The sequence below is a fragment of the Bacillus altitudinis 41KF2b genome, from assembly GCF_000691145.1.
GTDB lineage: Bacteria > Bacillota > Bacilli > Bacillales > Bacillaceae > Bacillus > Bacillus altitudinis.
The window spans coordinates 1-15,614 of record NZ_ASJC01000005.1 but is presented as its reverse complement, the minus strand read 5'-3'; the positions used below and the strand labels follow the sequence as shown (position 1 = coordinate 15,614).

Below are 15,614 nucleotides of genomic sequence, written 5' to 3'. Positions count from 1 at the left end.
CCGTTGCTTACGTTTTTTCTTTCAAGATGTAACTATTATAGTTACATCTCATCCTTTATGTCAAGTGATCCTTCTTTTTAAGTACCATGTAATAAAAAAACCTTTCCTTCAAAAAAGGAAAGGTTTTCATCACGGCTATTCTAAGTTCGCATGGTGACCGTACATTTTATGGGTGTCGAGCTCTTTCAATTCCATCAATCTCAAGATGACCGCATCGTACATAAGAAGCAAAGTTTGCTCAAATAATGAGCCCATCGGCTGAATCGTATGATGATTTCCTTCATGTTGATCCTTTGGCGCACCTGACAGTAAGATGACTTCATCCGATAGATCAGCTATAGGTGACTCAGCTGAAAGTGTGAACGCCGCGACACTTCCGCCAATCGCCCTTGCCTTTTTCGCGAGCACAAGCAGCGTCTCTGTTCGGCCAGAACCGCTCCCTACAATCAATAAATCCTCAGATGTAAAAGCAGGCGTATTCGTTTCACCGATCACATAAGCTTCGACACCAATATGCGTGAGTCTCATCGCAAACGATTTCCCCATCAAACCAGACCTGCCAGCCCCTGCGACGAAGACCTTTCGAGCCGCTAAAATGCTTTTGACAAGCTGCTCTGATTGTTCGTCTTGAATAGCGGGCGAGTGCTCAGAAAGCTCGCTTAGAATTGCTCTCACATAGTCACTTGTTTTCATGATTGTGCAATCAACTGCTTCATTTGCGCAGCCACTTCTGCTTTATTGTCTTGAGCCGCAATGCCGCCGCCGACAATAATCAAATCTGGATTTAATTTGACGACTTCAGGCAATGTATCAAGCTTAATACCGCCTGCAATCGCTGTTTTCGCCTGTTTGACCACTTGTTTAATGGTCATGAGGTCAGCAAATGAGTTTTGACCAACCGCTTGCAGGTCATAGCCTGTGTGCACACAAATATAATCTACCCCAAGCTCATCCAGCTCTTTCGCACGGCCGGCGATATCTTTGATACCAATCATATCGACTAAAATTTGTTTCCCTCTTGCTTTTGCTTCTTTCACCGCTCCTTGGATAGACATATCTTCCGCTGCCGCAAGAATGGTGACGATATCCGCTCCAGCTTCGGATGCCTGCTGCACTTCATAACCGGCAGCATCCATAATTTTGAGATCCGCTAGCACACGTAAATTCGGAAACGCCTGTTTGACTTCTTTTACAGCACGAAGCCCTTCGTTGATCACAACAGGTGTCCCAATTTCCACCACATCAATAGACGCTTCTACTTCTTTGATCAGCTCGATCGCTTCTGGTATATTCACTAAATCTAACGCTAATTGTAATTTCATGAACGTTCACTCCCGTTTTTTCATCTCATCTTCAAGAGCTCTGTGAATAGGGCTTCTTGAACGATGAAATGAGTATAACAACAGGATGGAAGCAATCCAAGTACGCACTTTTTTTTTACATACTATACTTTTTCGCATATGGTTACAAAAAAGACACTGTCTTTTCGACCAGTATCTAAACGTACTGACAAACCCTCGCATTCGGTGTCAAGTCTGTGTTGTGATGCCGCTCCAGTACTCGTCCTTCCTAAACTGCAAAGGTTTTCAAGTCACGCTAAAAAGAAAACAAAGAGCTAAAATAAAATGATTTTAGCTCTTTGTCTACATCTATCGTCTTTCTATTTATCATCCTTTAAAAAATTGCTGTCGAGATATTGTTTGCCCCAATCATACATCGCCTCTAAAATCGGCATTAAGCTTTCTCCGAGTTCCGTGAGAGAATACTCAACCTTTGGCGGGACGACAGGATAAACCTCCCGGTGCACAATGTGATCTTCCTCTAATTCTCTTAGCTGATTGACAAGCATTCTTTGCGTAATTCCAGGCATTAACGACTTTAACTCACCAAACCGTTTTGTCCCTTCTCTGCCAAGGTGCCATAAGATCAGCATTTTCCACTTCCCGCCGATAATATTCAGCGTCAGCTCTTTTTCGCAATTGAACACTTTATTTTCCATTCTTGATGACAACGACATACACTCCTTTAATCTCAAACCACTTTATCATATACTGAGGCAAAATGGATTGCCCTAGCATACAGTCTTTGTTATTGATTTTGTTTTTTGACGAAAGCCATCACAGCCTTTGTCATCTCTTGCGCTTCTTTTGGCGCTCTGTCAGATCCAAACCATTTATTTAAATCACTGTGGCTCAGCGAATGAACCCGAAACACAAAATTAGAGCCTTTCTCATGATTCAGTTTTTCTGCAAATCGGTACACCTCAGGATTTTCCCAGCCTGTAACCAAATAGACAGGAGGTACATTCTTTTGATTCATATAAGTGACAGGTGATGCCTTTGTCCAATTCTCCTCTTGTTTGCCAAAGACTTTTTTATACGAGGGAATGGCTTGTATAAATTGATTGATGTTTAACGGTCCATCTAAAATCACGATGGAATTGATCGTTTTTGGCGACAACCCCACACGTTTTAAGTAGGTCGAATCTGTGGCAACCAGCGCCGTCAAATGACCGCCCGCTGAGTGACCCATGACATTGATTTTTGACGAATCGATTTGATATTCATCTGCATGATCCTTGACCCATTTAATAGCGCTTGCCGTATCATCTGCCATCTGCTCGTAGTTGGCATCAGGGTGAAGCCTGTAATTCATTGAAACAAACACATACCCTTGACCCGTAAAATAATCAGCCTTTGAAGCGACTCTATTCTTATCGCCGCCTGTCCAGCCTCCGCCATGGAGATAGATCATGACTGGATGCTTCTTCTTTTTGTCTTCATCTTTTCCCTTTGGCATATATATATCCAGTGTTTGCTGTTTGTTTTGTGTGTCTGCATAATGGATGTTCGTCGTCGGCTTAGGCTGGTTGAAACGGAACACAAAGAATGCGCATACCAATAATCCAGCGATGACCGCCGCAAATAAGAGCCATTTCATGATTCGATTCAATGTCATTGCACCTTTCTGTGTTGGGATGGGGAAGTATGATTCGCACATATGTAGAGCGACTAGCCCGATTCATTTGAAACGACTTGTATGACTTGAATCGTTTCACAATAAAAAGAAAAATACTGTTCTTCATAATCTTCGACAAAGTAATTCAAATATTCCCAGCCTCTATCCAAAAGTTGAATGTTCAAAAAAAGAGAGGAATCGTTTGTTAACTCCAAATCTTTGATTTGAACAGAAGAGACGTTGGTAAATTTCAGATGTATGTCTGCTTGCAGATTCGGGGAATCATATGGGATGTGTATTACAATACAGTTGATCAAGTCGTAATGTTCATTATACTCTTTAAAGTAGTGAAATTCATTGATTTGCTTTAAATGGTTGATATTGAAATTAGGGATTTGTTTCTGGATTTTTTCATTTAAAAACCATGTCATTGTTTGGCCTCCAAGAGGTTATTGTATAAGTGCAATGATTCGTTTTCTTGTTTCTTCATGGCATTGAACATAGGAATGCAATAAAGGATACGATTCAAGGATCTGTTGATACGATTTGATTTGGGGATATTGCTCTTCAAATGACTGACGCAGCACGTTTAACTGTTTTTTCGGTATTCGTTTATGATCGACCACATAACTTAAGCTGCCTGCAACAAGTGAAAAAAACATATAAAAATCACCTGAACATATACCAGTTTCCTCTTCAAAAGAGACGATTTCATCTGGATAAGATAAATCTAATAAGTATTGATAACGTTGTTTTACATCATCGAATAAACCTTGTTTATCACGGCTGATTCTCATGGTTTTTTCCCCAATCTCTCATTGTTTTTAATTCTTATTTAGACGCTAATGAGATCTTCCTATACACTGCAAATAAATTCTTGTGAATCGAAACATACGTTTTTCGATTCTATTGCGAGTAACATCCCATTGATGTTAAATAGAAAATTTGCATTTGAATCAAATTCTTCAAGAAGTACATTTTTAAGATTCCCTATCCCATTAGGATGGTAACTACATTCAAAAATTTGCCAATTCATCTCTTCTTGTATCAATTCTTCAAATCTATCATTACCTTCACCCCCATTATAATAAAGACTCGCCACATTCATAAATCGTATTTCATGATACCGAGCATCATTTATTTCACTTATACTAATGTTTATGACTAGTTCTTTACGAAAAAAATCAAATGAGAATGCCAGTACCTCACAGACACCATCTAAATAATCGATCCATTTCTCAATACTGCTAAACATCTCATTCACTCCCCCAAAAAATTAGTATAATTTCGAATCAGTTCTTTTTTAAAATCATCAGGAAGTTTTTGATTCGGAAATACAACTGAAACCCAACCTAATACAACCTCATCTAAAGGTCTCCACGTTTTCAACATATGATTGTCCTTGATTTCAATTTTATGAGTTGCTAATACTCCGATTTCATAATCTCTTTCTCCATAAATCATCCATTTCGCAGAAGGAGACACCCATAAGATGCGAGATGCAGTATTCATGATGCTGTCATTCAAACTCTGCTGCGGGTAATCCGCTAAAATATCAAGGTAATCACTAGATGAGATATGTAACGGTATTTTCACCCAAGGATAATAACCAAAATCCTGATAAAAATGATCCATACTTTTCTGATCTTCTAATACAGCCATAAATATATTGTCGTCACCATGAATCAAAGCCACATGCTTTAACATATCCCAGCTGTCATCAGATAATAACCAATGAAATTCTTCAAATAAATAATCATGCTGTCCTGTTTTAAACACTTGTTCAGGGAATGTTTTTTTACAATGAACTAGCGAATGAATAAATGATAAATAATGTTCAAATTCTTTCGGATTAGTGATAAACAATTTTATGCCCCTTTTGAAGAATAATGAGTTGCAAATTGAGTGACATAATCATTGACTTTCTTTTTGTCATTTAATAATAGCTCTAACCAATCTGTTAAGCTAGGATGATCTAATGGTTTCCATCCTTCTTCTAAGAATGTCTTTGGTGCTTTTTTAGATGCCAAACCTAATATACAAATTTCAAGCTCTCTATCTCCCCAAATTGCCCACTCCAAAGAATGAGATAACCAAACAACGATATTTGAGTTAGTGATAATAGCATCAGCTATGGAGCTTTCTGGACTGGTCCATAAGGCATTTACATAGTCCTCACCAGAAATGTCAACACTCGTCCTCAGCCAATTATAATAACCAAATTCCTTCATATAGTATTCTACTGGATCTGGCTTAAGGACCGCCGTTAAAAAGTCCTTATCTTGTGTTAAAACTGATAGCTTTTTTATTGTTGTTAAAACCTCATCACTCAATGCCCAATCAAACTCTTGAAACAAAAAACAATCAAAATTCTTTTGGAATACTTGTTGTGGCAGATGTTCATTTTGATAAAACACATTCTCGACTAAAGACTGATAGGATCTGAATTCATTTTCTGAATGCATAAATAAGTGTTCAAGCCGTTTCAAATCTTTGCTCCTCTCTTTTCACCTTTTAAGACGATCTAGTAGTTTATTTAATTCTTTCTCTGTTTCTTACAGTTTTTAAATAATAGAAACTTCTTTTCTCGTCATTATCCCATTTAAGATATTTTGACAATTATGTCGTTTATATGACATATCCAAACGAATCCATATATCATCATTTTATCAAAAAGTCTCCATTTCTACTCATAAAAAAAGCACCCTAAACGGATGCTTCTACCAAATGATATTTTTTCAAAATACGATAGGTGATTTCTTTTGCTTCTAGTCCGGTGCCTTCTATATTTGTGGTGAAGATGTAGGTTTTGTTTTCATGTTTGATGAATCCTGCGTACCAGCCTATGCCTGATCCGGAGCCTGTTTTTCCGTATAGCGTGGTGTGTTTCTCTTCTTCTTGTATCATCATTCGTTTGACGGTTCTCATAACCGATAGGTCAAATGGGAGACTTTCTTCATATAGCTGTTTAAGGAAATGAACTTGTTCTACTGGAGAAATGCGCAACGTACTGCTTAGCCAAAATTGATCGATTCCGCCAGATATGTCTTGATTCCCATAATGAATGGCTTTTATCCAATGGCTCATGCGTTCTTCCCCGATATCACGCGCCATGGCTTGATAATACCAGACGACTGAATCTCTCATGCCAGAGCCCAGTGTATGGTCCTTATTCCAGTTATCAATCTCTCTTTTTACTCCGTCCCAATATTTGATGTCGTATTCATCTTTAACTGCGCCAGTTTGAAGTCCGATTAAGGCATTTGCTATTTTAAACGTTGATTGTGGTGCAAAGCGCTTGTTCGCTCTTCTTTTGTTATACACCCATGGTGATTTTTCTTTTACTTCTTGAATCACAAATGTGCCTTCCCGATCTTTCATGAATTCATGGACGGACCATTTTGGAGATGTTCCTTCACTTGATGCTGGCTCGCTCATACAAAGTGCTGCAAGCATCACGGCAGCAATCAGCCATTTCATCTTCTTTTTTTGCAAACAATCACCCTCTTTGCTCATGATTGCAATTGATTGTAGCATGCTGACTGATCAGAAATAAGAGCCGCTCGTCCTCTTTTTCAATAAAAAAAGCCGGTTTTATCCGGCTTTCTGTTTATTGTACGTTCAATTTTTTCTCTTCAATCGCTTGCTTTGCAATTTTCGAAATGGTCATATCGTCCATTGGTGGGTTATGAAGGCCAGCACGAATGTCTCGATAGTAACGTTGAAGCGGGCAGCTAAGGCTTAAGCTTTTTGCACCGACTAAACGCATGGCTTTATCGACCACTTGCAGACTATCATTAACGACTGTATGCTTCACAGCACCGAATTCATTGATTAACAGCTCTCTTTTCTCTGGCTGCTCATACAATGTTGTCGTTGAATAGATGACATGGCGTGCTTGCTTTAGTAGTAAATCAATTTCGCCAATCAGTGTTTGGACATTTGGCAGTTCGCTAATCGTTCCGCTAATACTGTTCGGTGAATGGGTGATGGCATACTGAACAGCATAGTCTCTTGCCGCTTGTGCAATCCCTAAATAGCAGGAAGGAATATGTGCGATCCAAGGGTTTAACGTACCGCCCCGAGGTCCTTTTTGCACTTCAACCAACATGTCATCTGGAACTTCCACTTGATCTAGAATTAAATCATGGCTCTCTGTTCCTCTCATGCCAACAACATCCCACGTTTCTTCTATAGAAACACCTTTTGTATCACGGTGAATTAAGAAGAAGCCCATCGCTTCTTTTTCTTCGATCCATACACCGACGAGAAAATATGTGAGTGCTGGTGACATCGTTGTAAATGTTTTCCGGCCATTGATCACCCATTGATCTCCTGATTTCGTTGCAGTTGTTCCAGGTTTGCCCCCTCTTGTTGGACTCCCTGTTTGCGCCTCACTGACGGCCCGGTTCACAAGAGCCCCATTCTTGATTTCTTTAGCAAAAAATTGCAGCTGCTTCTCATTCCATAGTTTCTTTTCATAAATTTCACCAACAACTCCTTGGTGCCAGCCGATCGATAAGGCAGTTGCTCCATCCATACTTCCTAGTGTTTCTTGAAAAAGAACCATATCCTTTACAGATTGACCCCCGCCCCCGTACTCAACAGGCAGAGACAACGTTGTATAGCCCAGTTTTACTAATGATTCGATATTTTGTTTAGGAAAATAGGCACCCTCATCATGTTCTTTTGCAGATTGTTCGATCGTTTCACGAAGGGATTCTAGTTGATCTAGCCAATTTTTTTGAAAATCTGTATCGACAAATAATGCTTTAGACAAAACGTATCCAACTCCTCTGTTTCTCTCAATCTATCATATCCGATTTATCCAATAGGTATTATTAAAACACACTTTACTTATAGGATTTAATGTGTTAAATTTTATCAATATTAAGTACATATGTCAAAGGAACGTGATGCTTTTATGATTTCTGCTACTAATCTACATAAATCCTATGGGTCAACTCATGTGTTAAAAGGAATTGATTTCACCGTACAAGAAGGTGAAGTGGTCGCCATTATTGGACCGAGCGGATCAGGAAAAACAACCCTTCTCCGCAGTTTAAACAGCCTTGATATCCCAGACAAAGGAACGCTGACAGTTGGAGAAGCCACGATTCAATTTGAACAATATCGAAAAAAAGATCTTCTAAAACTCAGACAGCAATCGTCTATGGTGTTTCAGCATTATCACTTGTTTCAAAATAAACGAGCACTCGAAAACATCACAGAAGGATTGATTGTGTCTCAAAACATGTCTAAAAAAGAGGCGGAAAAAATCGGAGAGCAATTGTTAACGCGAATTGGGCTGCTTCATAAAAAAGATGCGTTTCCAAGTGAATTATCCGGGGGTCAACAGCAGCGGATTGGGATTGCTCGTGCGCTTGCCATGAATCCTGCGGTGCTTTTGTTTGATGAACCAACGTCCGCACTGGACCCAGAGATGGTCGGAGAAATCCTTGAAATGATGAAAGATATTGCGAGCCAAGGAATGACGATGGTCATTGTGACGCATGAAATCTCGTTTGCAAAAGATGTAGCGGATACAGTGATCTTTATGGCAGATGGGGAAATCGTTGAAAAAGGCTCACCAGAAGACGTCCTGATGAAGCCTCAGCATGAACGAACGAAACAATTTTTATCAAGAATTCATCGCGGGATGTGGCAAGGATTGGAGGAAGACAGATGAAGCGCAAGACTTTATTCACCGCCGCTAGTATCCTTCTGTTTCTCTTCTCTCTCATTGGCTGCAGCAGTGTGAAAACGACAACAGATGACGGCAGACAAATTGTCAAAGTCGCACTAAGCGCAGAAGTCAATCCGCCTTTTTTAGCCACAAATGACCGCAACGAGCCGATTGGCTATAACATCGATTATTTAAATGAAGTCGAGAAACGTTTGCCACACATTCATTTTGATTATATCTTTGGCGAGGAAGAATCCAATTTAATTGGGATCGGCGCTGGGAAATTTGAAATGGCGGCTAATTGGTTTTTTAGTAATCCTGAACGTGAAAAACGCTTTCTTTATCCTAAGGTTCCATACGGCTATTCGATGACAGGTTTAATTGTGAATGAATCAGAGCAAGATATTGAATCTCTAGACGATATGACATCAAAAAAGCTCGCTCCCGTCAGTCCTAGCGGCGGCCTTCGTTCCATATTAAATCAATATAATGAAGAAAATGATCGGAAAATTCCGCTCACGACCATTGAAAGCCCTTCAAACGAACTCAATTTAAAACGAGTCGAAAGTGGACGGTCCGATGCGGCTTTTATGAATATTTCGACCTTTGATACGATTCAAAAACATCTTCACCTGAAAGTCAAAGTGGGCGGCATTGTCTCAAAGGAACCTATTTATCTTGTCTTACAGCCTAGTCAAAAGAAACTAGCATCACAATTGGACCGAGTGACACAAGAGATGATAGAAGACGGAACATTACCTGACCTTGCGAAGAAATGGTTTGGCGTTGATTTCTTTCAAGATATTGACTATATATCAGAGCAAGGCTATCAATATGAAGAAAGGAAGGAATCGCCATGACGTTTACAGCTGGAGATTGGCTAAGAATCTTTTTACAAGTGGTGGATCGTCTGCCACTCACATTTCTGATGATTGTGGTGTCATTGTTTTTTGCCATCATCATCGGATTGCTGTTTGCTTACATTCGAATCAAACAAATTCCAGTGCTGAAACAATTGGCGGTCATTTATTTGTCATTTACACGAAGTACGCCGCTCATTGTTCAGTTATTTCTGATTTATTTTGGCCTGCCTCAGCTTTTACTCATGGCCGGAATTCAAATCAATCATTGGGATCGTGTGTTATTTGTGATGATCACATTCTCGTTACATACGGGCGCTTATTTATCTGAAGTCTTTCGCAGTGCATATTCCTCTGTTGGGAAAGATCAGCTTGAAGCAGCTTACATTGTTGGGATGACAGATACACAGGCATTAATGAGGATCATTATTCCGCAAGCCTTTCTCATTGCACTTCCGAACCTCGGAAATTACACCATTGATCTCGTGAAAGATACCGCCATTGCATTTACAATCGGACTCATTGATATGATGGGACAGGTCAAAATCATCCTAGGCAATAACTACGGGATAGGGATGTTTGAAGTGTACGTCATCATTGCAATTGTGTATTGGCTGATTTGCATCAGTATTGAACTGATCACGATGCTACTGGAAAGAAAATTTGTGAAAGGCCGCACCAGCCTGTCACGCTAAGGAGGCGATTTGATGCAAACCATTGATATATCATTTGCGATTGACCAAATACCACATATTCTAAAAGGCGTTCCCTTTACCTTATTGATTGCACTTGTTTCTATGGCTGTGAGCCTTTTGATTGGATCTGTTTTTGCTTTCATTCGCCTCTTTCGTATCCCTGTGCTCCGCCAGCTGGTCACGCTCTATGTCTCATTTTTTAGAGGAACACCTCTCATTGTTCAGTTGTTTGCTTTCTTTTATGGCATTCCATTTGTTCTGACCAAAATGAATAGCACTTTTGGGTTGACCTTTCACCCGGATATGGTCTCCCCGCTTACCGTTGCCCTTATCACCTTCAGCCTGCATTCAGCCGCACATTTAACAGAAGTGGTCCGTAGCGCACTCCTTGCGGTAGACAGAGGGCAGCTTGAAGCGGCGAAAATCGTTGGCATGACCACCAGACAGGCGATGATTCGCATTATTTTACCGCAAGCGTTTGTGGTTGCCCTGCCAAACCTAGGGAATCAGCTCATTCAGCTGTTAAAAGCCACATCCCTTTCGTTTACAATTGGTGTACTGGAAATCATGGGGATCTCTCGCATCATTGCAAATGACGGCTACAAATTTTTAGAAACGTATCTTGTCTCTGCTTTGATCTATTGGATGCTTAGTATTTTCTTTGAACTCGCTTTTGCTTTGTTAGAGAAACGAGTCAGCGTGTACGGAAAATCTCTTGGACGTTAAAAAAGCCGATCAGGTACAAACCCTGATCGACTTTTTTATTCCCCTTTTTTCGGTGTGTTATATAGTTCTTTCGGTGCTGGTTTGAGTTTAGGCGCAGAGCCGAACACGACAGGGGCAGAAATATATCTGAATTCTCCCTTTCCATCCATACTTCGGCCATGTGCCCATCTGCCTTCTTTGCTTTCTTCTCCTCTTGAGAAGTTAAACAAATCATAGGATACTTGCTGTTTTTCCAGTGAGCGCGGGAAGGTGGTTGGAACAACGACATCCCCTTCTCGTTCTTCCAATTCCTTAATTGCAGCCAGCCACATATTTTGATGATATGTATCACGAGCAATGAGAAAGGAGAGCATATCCTTCACTCCGCGGTCATCGGTCATTTCATAAAGCCGTGTAACCTGAAGTCTGCCTTGTGACTCCGCATTCAAATTTGCCCGGAAGTCAGCCATTAAATTTCCGCTTGCAATGATATATTTTGCATTCCACGGATACCCTTGACTATCTGCTGCCATTGCCCCTAAGCCTGCAACAATTGCATGTTGAGGATTCATTCCGCCCATGACGGCTGCAAGTGCTGGATCACTTTGATACGCTTCTTCTTGTTCTTTAACTGGGGCATTATCAAGTAATCGAGCAATCATCGTTGCCAGCATTTCGACATGACCGATTTCCTCCGTTCCAATGTCATGGAGCAAATCTTTATATTTTTGATCCGCTCGGCAGTTAAACCCTTGAAATAAATATTGCATCATCACGCTGATTTCTCCATATTGACCGCCTAACACCTCTTGTAATTTTTTCGCATAAAGAGGGTCCGGCTTAGAGGGCTTTGCTTCATATTGCAGTTCTTTAATGTGATAAAACATGATGTCATCTCCTTTATTTACAAAAACCTTTGCAGTTATCACTATTCAGCCGATGCCCTCTTTATGAAAAATCGCATGCTCTTATAAAAAAAAGAGAACGGCATCTGCCATTCTCTTTTTCGTCCTACTTATTCAGCACTGACTAAAATTTTCACTTGATCTTTTTCATTGATTAATGCATGGAAGCCATCTTCGATCACATCGTCCAACTTGATTTTCTTCGTGACGAGTGTGTCTGCAGAGAAATAGCCTTTTCTCATTAAGTTTAATACAGATGGGAAAACATCTCTGTAGCCGATGATTCCTTTGACTGTACGTTCTTTAATGACAATGTCATTCGGCATAATTTCTGCGCCCTTTTCCCAAATGCTTACAATGACTGTTTCACCTGAAATTCTAGTTGATTGGATTGCTTGCTTCAATACAACAGGTACACCTGTCACTTCAAAAGAAACATCGACTCCACCATTTGTACGGCGTGCGATTTCTTGAACAACATCTTCATACTGAGAAGGATCTACAATGATCGCTCCAAGTTCTTTTGCTTTTTCTTGGCGCTCTTTTGATAATTCCACTGCATAAATGTCAGTAGCACCAGCTGCTTTTAATGCTTCAATGACAAGTAAACCAATTGGTCCACAGCCAAACACAGCTGCTGTATCCCCAGCTTGTACTTTACTAGAACGAACGGCATATAAAGCAACTGCAGAAGGTTCAACAAGTGCACCTTGCTCATATGAAATTTCGTCTGGTAACAAATGAAGTAATTCTTCATCGACAGATACATATTCAGAGAATCCTCCACCGCCACCAGCAAGTCCTAAGAAGCCCATGTTTTCATCTAAGTTGTAAGCACCTTGGTGCCCGTGAGTTGCAAAAATAGGTTCAACAACCACTCGATCGCCTACTTTGTAATTACTCACGCCTTCTCCAACTTCTACAATTTCACCAGAGAACTCGTGTCCCAGTGTAATGGGTGCTTTTTCTTTTGTAAGTGGATGAGGTTCATTCACAGGAATGAAGATCGGCCCGCCTAAATATTCATGTAAATCACTACCACAAATGCCGCACCATTTTACTTTCAGTTTCACTTTTCCTGGAGCAACTGTTGGTTCGTCAATTTCCTCTAGTCGAATGTCCTTTTGATCGTGCCAGCGTAGTGCTTTCATTTGTAAGACTCCTTTTCTCATCAATTTAATTAACTTACTTAAATAATGATAACATAATTTTTTTAATTTTCTAAGTAAGATGCACTATTTTTTTGACAGTCAATGGACGAAAAATGACAAAACATAGCAACAGACAAATAAGAAGCATACATAGGCAGCCGATTATGACAGAAGTACGTATCGATAACACATGCGCCAATGCGCCGCATATTCCTGTCATCATCATCGTCAGAACAGATTCACATAACGCATAAAAACTTGCCACTCTCCCCATAACCTCTACCGGGATATTCGTTTGATAAAAAGTCATAAAACCGGTGTTTGCAAATGCTAAAAAGAAAGCGAGAACAAAAAAGCCAGCTGCTGCGACAGTCAATGTGCTTGAAAAAGCATAGATCAAGTATCCAAAAGCCACAAACAAACTTCCCGCACCAAGCATCACTGAAATAGGCAGCCTTTCGACAATGACCGTATTGAGACATGCCCCTGCGATAATCCCTGCCCCAGCTACACTGACAAGAAACCCATATTCGGTATTGGTCAACATCAGCACTTCCTTTGCAAAAGCTGCTTCAAGTGAGTCAATCGCAGTCGGCAGCACCGTGATGGCGGCACTAAATAATAAATACACGGCCATCACTTGCCGGGATGTGAGACTGAAACGAAAGACAAGTTTTGCATCTTCCTTTAATACTGAGAGAGAAAAGCGTTTTTGTGCCCCGGCTGCTTTTGACAAAGTCGGTAAACACATCGTCAAAACAGCAGATATCAAAAGGCAGATTGCATTTACATAAATTGAAAGGACTGGTGTACCAATGAGAAACAGCAACCCTGCTACGGCGGGTCCGAGTAAAAATCCACCAGACTGAAGCAAAGATCGAATGGCATTAAACCGTTTTCGTTTATCCGCCGGGATTAGTGCTGTCATATACACCATCGAAGCTGGATGAAACATGGCTTGTGCCATGTGAATGAGAAATAGCATCACATATACGATCAATAAGTGGCCTGAAAATAAGGCAAAGGGTAAACAAGCAATCAGAATGGCCCGGCATAGATCTAGACTGATCATGACATTCCGCTGATTCAGTCTATCTATTAAACTACCAGACCAGCTATTTGTTAAAAGAGCCGAGACAGGTCTTAACATATAGACGGCTGTAACAGCAAGAACGGATCCCGTTTCCTGAAAAATCAGCAGATGGAGAGCAATCATATAAATCCATTCTCCTATGTTCGCAATACCAATCGCTCCAAGTAACACGCTCATATCCCGCCAATGTTTTTTCATCGTGGTGCCCTCCTTTTTGTCATAAAAAAATCCCGCCCCCAAGACATTTCTGTCTTGAGGACGGGATTGACTCCGCGTTGCCACCTCAGTTCATTCACCTGTTACCAGATGAACCTTAGCAGGTTATCGCTAACCCATCTCTATAACGGGAGAATGCCGCTGCACCACCATCACAATGAATCCGGTGCAGAGCTAAGAGGCTTGGTTCTGTAACGCTTCCCAGCTCCTTCTCAGCTTCACGGAGTTCTCTGTGTGGGGCAGCCATTACATACTCTTCTCTATTTGCGCTTTATCTTTTTTTCATCACGAACTTCAGCTGAATTGTTCAATATTGTACTGCGCCTCCGTCAAGACGTCAATGTTTTTTCATGTTAATCCGCATAAATCATTTTTCTAGTCATGCCGCCATCAACAACCAAATCTGTTCCTGTCACAAATTGATTGTCTTCATCTGTTAAATAAAAACAAGCTTTGACAATATCCCTTGGCGTTCCTACTCGATTGGAAAGGTGCTGCTGATGGTCAATTTCTCGCAAATTTTTCTCACCCTTCGTTTCAATCCACCCAGGGGAAATGCTGTTTACTGTTATGTGATCCTGACTAAAAGAAGCAGCCAGCGCATGAGTAAGTGCTGATATCCCGCCTTTTGATGCAGCATACGCTTCTGTATGAGGCTCTGACATGGTCGCACGGGTAGATGACATATTCACAATGGAACCGCCGTTTGGATTCTCTTTGATATAACGTGCCGCTTCCCTTGCACATAAAAAAGCACCTCGTAGGTTTGTATGCAGCACATGATCAAACTCATCAACCGTTAGCTCATAAGGCGATTTTGTACACATAACCCCTGCATTATTGATGAGAATATCGATCGTTTGATAACGAGCCACAGCAGCTGACATGATGTCTTGAATATCCTTCTCTTGTTTCACATCCGTTTTTTTAAAAAAAGCCTCAAAGGACTCCTTTTTCAGCTGATCTTCCAAGCGCTTGCCCTTCTCTTCGTCAATATCCGCAAGCACAACACGCGCCCCTTCTTTCGCATAGCCATACGCGATCGACTCACCAATTCCATTTGCTGTGCCAGTGATAACGACTGTTTTATTGTGAAAATTCATCGTTTATCCTATCCTTTCTCTCATGAGATGTTGTCGTCTATCATACCACTCATGTATACACGATACCTAGTCAAATGGGACATAGAAAAACCACCACCTAAATCATACATTAGGAGGGTGGTATATTTGTAATTCTCCATATTGACGACATAGTCGTTTGCTTCTTGTGTAAAGTCTGGGAAAGTTTGTGTTTATCATTCAGTCATTCTATTGAAGTGCACCCCATATATTAGACACAGTCT

The 15,614-nt window shown here is 40.6% G+C and carries 19 protein-coding genes; 4 read left to right on the top strand and 15 right to left on the bottom strand.

Features of this window, described 5'->3' with window-relative positions; all coding sequences use genetic code 11:
* Positions 1-135 precede the first annotated feature (135 nt).
* The 11 genes from hxlB to BA79_RS10145 all read right to left on the bottom strand — a co-directional run bounded on the left by hxlB (position 136) and on the right by BA79_RS10145 (position 7,738).
* Positions 136-693, bottom strand: a complete 558-nt coding sequence (hxlB, locus tag BA79_RS10195; RefSeq protein ID WP_035702682.1) for a 6-phospho-3-hexuloisomerase — start codon at positions 691-693, stop codon at positions 136-138.
* Positions 690-1,322 carry a 3-hexulose-6-phosphate synthase gene (gene hxlA, locus BA79_RS10190; RefSeq protein WP_007501390.1) on the bottom strand — a complete coding sequence of 211 codons (633 nt, stop codon included), beginning with the start codon at positions 1,320-1,322 and terminating at the stop codon, positions 690-692. The genes hxlB and hxlA overlap by 4 nt, the downstream gene beginning before the upstream one ends.
* A gap of 338 nt (positions 1,323-1,660) precedes the next feature.
* A complete protein-coding gene (gene hxlR, locus BA79_RS10185) occupies positions 1,661-2,017 on the bottom strand; it encodes a transcriptional activator HxlR (protein WP_012010675.1) in 357 nt (118 codons plus the stop codon).
* A gap of 71 nt (positions 2,018-2,088) precedes the next feature.
* Positions 2,089-2,958 carry an alpha/beta hydrolase gene (locus BA79_RS10180; RefSeq protein WP_035702679.1) on the bottom strand — a complete coding sequence of 290 codons (870 nt, stop codon included), beginning with the start codon at positions 2,956-2,958 and terminating at the stop codon, positions 2,089-2,091.
* A 53-nt stretch (positions 2,959-3,011) separates the two neighbouring features.
* Positions 3,012-3,389, bottom strand: coding sequence for a hypothetical protein (locus BA79_RS10175; protein ID WP_035702675.1), 378 nt, complete (start codon positions 3,387-3,389; stop codon positions 3,012-3,014).
* Between the two features lie 18 nt (positions 3,390-3,407).
* The gene (locus BA79_RS10170; protein ID WP_035702672.1) at positions 3,408-3,755 is read right to left on the bottom strand and encodes a YxiJ family protein; all 348 of its coding nucleotides are present in this window, start codon (positions 3,753-3,755) and stop codon (positions 3,408-3,410) included.
* Between the two features lie 59 nt (positions 3,756-3,814).
* Positions 3,815-4,213 (bottom strand): YxiG family protein, encoded by a 399-nt coding sequence (locus BA79_RS10165; RefSeq protein WP_035702669.1) that lies wholly within the window; start codon positions 4,211-4,213, stop codon positions 3,815-3,817.
* Positions 4,214-4,218: 5 nt separating this feature from the next.
* A complete protein-coding gene (locus tag BA79_RS10160; protein WP_411801801.1) occupies positions 4,219-4,824 on the bottom strand; it encodes a hypothetical protein in 606 nt (201 codons plus the stop codon).
* A gap of 2 nt (positions 4,825-4,826) precedes the next feature.
* Positions 4,827-5,447 (bottom strand): hypothetical protein, encoded by a 621-nt coding sequence (locus tag BA79_RS10155; protein ID WP_035702662.1) that lies wholly within the window; start codon positions 5,445-5,447, stop codon positions 4,827-4,829.
* 217 nt (positions 5,448-5,664) lie between these two features.
* The gene (blaBPU, locus tag BA79_RS10150) at positions 5,665-6,453 is read right to left on the bottom strand and encodes a BPU family class D beta-lactamase (protein ID WP_035702660.1); all 789 of its coding nucleotides are present in this window, start codon (positions 6,451-6,453) and stop codon (positions 5,665-5,667) included.
* 115 nt (positions 6,454-6,568) lie between these two features.
* Complete coding sequence (locus tag BA79_RS10145; RefSeq protein WP_035702658.1) at positions 6,569-7,738, bottom strand: acyl-CoA dehydrogenase family protein; 1,170 nt, start codon at positions 7,736-7,738, stop codon at positions 6,569-6,571.
* A gap of 144 nt (positions 7,739-7,882) precedes the next feature.
* Between BA79_RS10145 and BA79_RS10140 the strand changes: the two genes are divergently transcribed.
* From BA79_RS10140 to BA79_RS10125, 4 genes are read left to right on the top strand one after another with little or no spacing between them, the layout of a single operon-like run.
* Positions 7,883-8,647 carry an amino acid ABC transporter ATP-binding protein gene (locus BA79_RS10140; RefSeq protein ID WP_024718348.1) on the top strand — a complete coding sequence of 255 codons (765 nt, stop codon included), beginning with the start codon at positions 7,883-7,885 and terminating at the stop codon, positions 8,645-8,647.
* The gene (locus BA79_RS10135) at positions 8,644-9,504 is read left to right on the top strand and encodes an amino acid ABC transporter substrate-binding protein (RefSeq protein ID WP_035702656.1); all 861 of its coding nucleotides are present in this window, start codon (positions 8,644-8,646) and stop codon (positions 9,502-9,504) included. The genes BA79_RS10140 and BA79_RS10135 overlap by 4 nt, the downstream gene beginning before the upstream one ends.
* On the top strand, positions 9,501-10,199 hold the full coding sequence (locus BA79_RS10130) for an amino acid ABC transporter permease (RefSeq protein WP_035702654.1): 699 nt from the start codon (positions 9,501-9,503) through the stop codon (positions 10,197-10,199). Before BA79_RS10135 ends, BA79_RS10130 begins: the two co-directional genes overlap by 4 nt.
* A gap of 12 nt (positions 10,200-10,211) precedes the next feature.
* A complete protein-coding gene (locus BA79_RS10125; protein WP_008342619.1) occupies positions 10,212-10,925 on the top strand; it encodes an amino acid ABC transporter permease in 714 nt (237 codons plus the stop codon).
* Positions 10,926-10,960: 35 nt separating this feature from the next.
* Here the strand turns inward: BA79_RS10125 and BA79_RS10120 are convergent, their stop codons facing one another.
* The 4 genes from BA79_RS10120 to BA79_RS10105 form a co-directional block, all read right to left on the bottom strand.
* Positions 10,961-11,791, bottom strand: coding sequence for a manganese catalase (locus tag BA79_RS10120; protein WP_007501404.1), 831 nt, complete (start codon positions 11,789-11,791; stop codon positions 10,961-10,963).
* A 128-nt stretch (positions 11,792-11,919) separates the two neighbouring features.
* A complete protein-coding gene (locus BA79_RS10115; RefSeq protein ID WP_008342621.1) occupies positions 11,920-12,960 on the bottom strand; it encodes a 2,3-butanediol dehydrogenase in 1,041 nt (346 codons plus the stop codon).
* Positions 12,961-13,030: 70 nt separating this feature from the next.
* Positions 13,031-14,251, bottom strand: coding sequence for an MFS transporter (locus BA79_RS10110; protein ID WP_035702651.1), 1,221 nt, complete (start codon positions 14,249-14,251; stop codon positions 13,031-13,033).
* A gap of 371 nt (positions 14,252-14,622) precedes the next feature.
* A complete protein-coding gene (locus BA79_RS10105) occupies positions 14,623-15,372 on the bottom strand; it encodes an SDR family NAD(P)-dependent oxidoreductase (RefSeq protein ID WP_035702648.1) in 750 nt (249 codons plus the stop codon).
* Positions 15,373-15,614: the final 242 nt, after the last annotated feature.

What these genes read in the sequence shown, in the direction of transcription:
- BA79_RS10115 (WP_008342621.1), bottom strand. Translation starts at nt 12,960, where the DNA reads ATGAAAGCACTACGCTGGCACGATCAAAAGGACATTCGACTAGAGGAA.
- hxlA (WP_007501390.1), bottom strand. Translation starts at nt 1,322, where the DNA reads ATGAAATTACAATTAGCGTTAGATTTAGTGAATATACCAGAAGCGATC.
- BA79_RS10170 (WP_035702672.1), bottom strand. Translation starts at nt 3,755, where the DNA reads ATGAGAATCAGCCGTGATAAACAAGGTTTATTCGATGATGTAAAACAA.
- BA79_RS10130 (WP_035702654.1), top strand. Translation starts at nt 9,501, where the DNA reads ATGACGTTTACAGCTGGAGATTGGCTAAGAATCTTTTTACAAGTGGTG.
- BA79_RS10140 (WP_024718348.1), top strand. Translation starts at nt 7,883, where the DNA reads ATGATTTCTGCTACTAATCTACATAAATCCTATGGGTCAACTCATGTG.
- BA79_RS10180 (WP_035702679.1), bottom strand. Translation starts at nt 2,958, where the DNA reads ATGACATTGAATCGAATCATGAAATGGCTCTTATTTGCGGCGGTCATC.
- BA79_RS10135 (WP_035702656.1), top strand. Translation starts at nt 8,644, where the DNA reads ATGAAGCGCAAGACTTTATTCACCGCCGCTAGTATCCTTCTGTTTCTC.
- BA79_RS10175 (WP_035702675.1), bottom strand. Translation starts at nt 3,389, where the DNA reads ATGACATGGTTTTTAAATGAAAAAATCCAGAAACAAATCCCTAATTTC.
- BA79_RS10110 (WP_035702651.1), bottom strand. Translation starts at nt 14,251, where the DNA reads ATGAAAAAACATTGGCGGGATATGAGCGTGTTACTTGGAGCGATTGGT.
- BA79_RS10120 (WP_007501404.1), bottom strand. Translation starts at nt 11,791, where the DNA reads ATGTTTTATCACATTAAAGAACTGCAATATGAAGCAAAGCCCTCTAAG.
- BA79_RS10165 (WP_035702669.1), bottom strand. Translation starts at nt 4,213, where the DNA reads ATGTTTAGCAGTATTGAGAAATGGATCGATTATTTAGATGGTGTCTGT.
- hxlR (WP_012010675.1), bottom strand. Translation starts at nt 2,017, where the DNA reads ATGTCGTTGTCATCAAGAATGGAAAATAAAGTGTTCAATTGCGAAAAA.
- BA79_RS10125 (WP_008342619.1), top strand. Translation starts at nt 10,212, where the DNA reads ATGCAAACCATTGATATATCATTTGCGATTGACCAAATACCACATATT.
- hxlB (WP_035702682.1), bottom strand. Translation starts at nt 693, where the DNA reads ATGAAAACAAGTGACTATGTGAGAGCAATTCTAAGCGAGCTTTCTGAG.
- BA79_RS10105 (WP_035702648.1), bottom strand. Translation starts at nt 15,372, where the DNA reads ATGAATTTTCACAATAAAACAGTCGTTATCACTGGCACAGCAAATGGA.